General features: G+C 31.8%; 4 protein-coding genes. All 4 read right to left on the bottom strand.

Going from position 1 to position 3,954, the window contains the following annotated elements; genetic code table 11:
• Window positions 1-65: 65 nt before the first annotated feature.
• Window positions 66-473 (bottom strand): alpha/beta hydrolase, encoded by a 408-nt coding sequence (locus QZQ55_RS10650; RefSeq protein WP_295093172.1) that lies wholly within the window; start codon window positions 471-473, stop codon window positions 66-68.
• A 77-nt stretch (window positions 474-550) separates the two neighbouring features.
• A complete protein-coding gene (locus tag QZQ55_RS10645; protein WP_295093170.1) occupies window positions 551-1,255 on the bottom strand; it encodes a TraX family protein in 705 nt (234 codons plus the stop codon).
• Between the two features lie 235 nt (window positions 1,256-1,490).
• Window positions 1,491-2,555, bottom strand: coding sequence for a beta-aspartyl-peptidase (iadA, locus tag QZQ55_RS10640; protein WP_295093169.1), 1,065 nt, complete (start codon window positions 2,553-2,555; stop codon window positions 1,491-1,493).
• A gap of 148 nt (window positions 2,556-2,703) precedes the next feature.
• Complete coding sequence (locus QZQ55_RS10635) at window positions 2,704-3,846, bottom strand: hypothetical protein (protein WP_295093167.1); 1,143 nt, start codon at window positions 3,844-3,846, stop codon at window positions 2,704-2,706.
• Window positions 3,847-3,954 lie beyond the last annotated feature (108 nt).

Raw genomic sequence — 3,954 nt, 5'->3', positions numbered from 1 at the left:
CTTAAATCTGCATAAAAAATATCCCCTCTTTTTACAACCATAATCACACCTCTGAATAAATTTTTTCAGTTTTCCTGTGTGAGTTCAATATGTTTTTCATATTTCTTTAGGTAGTTTCTAGAAACCAATGTACCCATACTATGACTAAATATAGAGATATTTAATGTAGGATATCTTTTTTTTAAATATTCTGTAACTAGGTAAGCATCATCTACAATATATGTTATATCGTTTGTATAGAAATATCCTAAATGTGATGTGTCTTTTACACTTGCACCATGTCCTCTATGATCATGAATAGCACAAATATAACCCTGTTCTGATAAATAATTCATAAAATCATAATAACGTTCTTTATGTTCAGACATACCATGTATTAACTGAATAATACCGATAGGTTCTCCTTTTGGTTCAATAATAGCTAATTCTAGGGGTAATTGATCTCTTTTTGATATTAGTGTTTCAATAATCATATGTATTTACCTCGTTTCAAGTATATTTTTCGTATAATTTAATACTACACAATTAATATGAACTTTAGATGATGTATCTAAATATGAAGAGTCATTCTTATTATTCCTAAAATAAGCAAATGTACTGGATAGAAGAAATAGTTGAACAGTTTATTTTGTCTCCCTCTTTCTCCGTTATAAGTCAGATTTAAACCAAATCCAAGTAATGCCCAGGGTTCCTTAAACATTGAAGCATAACAAAATGGTATAGAATAGATATATTTATCATGAAATATATACATGAAATAGCCAATAAGTACGGCATGATGCTCATAATCTAATCCTAGATTCATAGCTAAAAAACACATTATAGCCACAATAAGGAAGGAAACAAAATACCATAGTGGTTTATTTAACTTCCTTTTAAGTACATCTATAAACCATATAATGGCAAGTACAAACGAAAGTGTAAACATGATATTGTTCCAGTTGGGTTCAAAGAACACAGCCGATGTACACATATCAAATGGGACTTCAGAGATGATACCAAATAGTAAAAGAGTCCCTAAGTATTTATATTTGTTTCTCGTATGGAAGTACCCTTCTATTAAAAGAAAGATAAATATTGGAAAAGCGATTCTTCCTAAAATATCAAATAGATCACTTATTCTATTAAACAATCCACCATCTAGATTAGGATAGATAATAGCTTTATTGAAATGATCAATCAACATTGAGGCAAATGCGATATATTTTAATTTTGCACCTGAGAATATCTTGATTCTCTCTTTTATATTATTCATATGTCTCTTCCTTTCAAATCCATTATAACATAAAAGGCTGATTTACAAAGGAATCAGCACCTGTATTCTAGTATATTACTCTTTCTCTTATATAAGGACTGAAGTCTATTCCACTCTTACGATCAATGAGTGTATTGCAGTTGATGTTCAAATCTAATAATTCTTGCTTATCAACTCTTACTTTCAACCCCAAATCTCTGCTTAATGCATTTGCAGGAATAAAAAAAGAAAGAGATTAATCTTTCTTTGTGATGATATGCTTGATTTCATCATCTTTCCAGATAACTAAATCACAATCAAAGCCTTCTTTAATGACTCCTGTATTTTTTAACCCTAATACTTGAGCAACATTTTGAGTAAAGAATGGTAAAGCTTTTTCATACCCCAATGCATTCTTTAGAGAAATAAATTCTTTCTTTAAGTTAGAAACTGGTGTAATACCAATTTCTTTGATAGATCCATCTTCATTATATGTAGACCATGAGCCTTGTGCATCACTAGAAATAGTGACTTTAGAAGTATCCTTAAACTGTTTAATGAATTCTAGAGTCTTGCCATCACCTTCACATGTTAAGTCAACTGTACCACCCATTTCAGCAAACTTTAGTGCATCTTTAAATAAGTGCGGATTACGACTACAGTGTGTAGGCTGGAATAAAGAAACAGGAATGTCAGCTCTTTCTAATGCATGAAATACAGGAGTTAATCCTTGTTTTTCATCACCCATATGAAGTGTTAAATTAGCTTGTTTTCCAGCAATAAGACTTGCTGTACGGATTTGAGAAGCTAAACGCACAAGTTCATCATCAGTAATATGACTTGATCTATGATCACTTAATGCAAGCTTAACACCTAGAATACTATCAATAAATACAATATCATCTTCTACTGAATCAGTGAGCGTATATGTAGGATATGTATAACTTCCTGTTAGAATATAGGTATGGACACCTTTTTGAGTCAATTCTTTTGCCTTAGCGAATAATTCTTTTGTGTTTCTTGTATAGCCATCTGTACCTAATAATCCAATGACAGTAGTAATACCTGCATCTAGTATTTCATTGACTTCAATAGGTCTAGCACGAGAAATAAAGCCTGCTTCTCCCCCACCACCTGTGATATGTACATGACGGTCAATAAGACCTGGAGTAAGAATACAACCTGTCCCATCAATTGTTTCAATAGAATAAGGATATGTGATATGATCATCTATCTTTTCTATTTTAGAATCTGAAATCAATACGTCTTTGACACCTAAATCTTCTGGTGCATAGACTTGAATGTTTTTAATTAGTTTCATACTTTTTCACCTCACTAAGTATTATATAGAGAAACCAAGGTGATGTCATGTTAATCTTGAAAGAAAGCCTGAATTGTATCATTTCTTTATACTTATCTAGTATATACTTGATAATCAAAGCACCCTAATGGTGCCTTTGTTTGATTATTTAATTTACAACCAAAAGAATCTCTTTATCATCAAAACAGATTTCTTCAGTATGGTTATAAATCTGAATCATATCATCCATTTTATCAACAAATACATGAACACCTGAATCACTTAATGATGCAAACTGATGAACCGCATCCATCTTCATTTCTTTGGCTGCTTTCTTTAACTGGCTTCCACCCTCTTTAAGCAATTCGTCTATAGGTCCTTCACTAATAAATGGGATACTGCCAATCATTTTACCAACAGCCTTTCCTGCTATACCTAAACTATTTACGACATTGAACTCAACAGAATTATCTCCAAGTTTTTCAATATAAACTGAACTTTCATTGAACAGATTTCTATATTTGCTTGATAGTTCTTTAATCTCATCTCTAATACCTGCAATATACTCTTCTTTATAATTACCACCAAGCATGATTTCCATCATAGATGCTAGAGAATAAGTGTATAAAGAAAGTCTATAATACTTGAATTTTTTCTCTAAGTCAGATAAAGATTCTTTGACTTGTTCTTGTCCAACTAATAGTTTCTTTGAAGAAAGACATTCAGTTATCTGTTTTTGATGTGATAGCATATGACTTCTAGCGGTTCTTTTTATATCCATAACCATCTTATGACTATTTGAAACATACATTTCATTATCCCAGTTGTACTTATAATTAGTAAGAAGTTCATTGACTGTTTCAAGATCACCTTCAATATCTGCCTCATCTTTGAATTCCATAAACGACAATATTTGTTTTTGTGTTTTCGCAATCTCTCCAAGTTCTTTCTCAATAGAATATAAAGCGACTGCCATCATCATAGTAGCAGGATCTATTGGAAATACAGCTTGAGATGTAGCAGAAAGAGGACCTGCTTCAGCTAATTTAGCCATTTTAGATTTTCCTGCCTGTGTCTTCATAGCACCCCAGGCAGTTCCATCCTTAGCCATTTTCAAGGTATCTCCCGTTGCTTGATTTGCGATTTTATATAATTTATCAGTTGAAAAAGTAGTAGTTGTCGTAACTGTATGCAGTGCAGGAATAAGTGAAGAAACACCTGCACCTAAAGATGATAGTTTCCCAATAGGAACACTTATAGTTTTCTTGTTTTCAAGAGATGATCTTGCATCTAATAGAAGTTCTTCTGTCACTTCAGATATATTTCTTGATTCGTCTCTTACTTTAATTTCGTCGTTATTTGTTTTTATAGATAATATGAAATGACCTCCTAGTTGTCAAAACGTGGATTTAAACTCATA

Origin of the sequence: uncultured Catenibacterium sp. (assembly GCF_900540665.1) — a bacterium.
Lineage (GTDB): Bacteria > Bacillota_I > Bacilli_A > Erysipelotrichales > Coprobacillaceae > Catenibacterium.
Note: the sequence above shows the minus strand (reverse complement) of the source record. Positions and strands in the feature narration are given on the sequence as shown.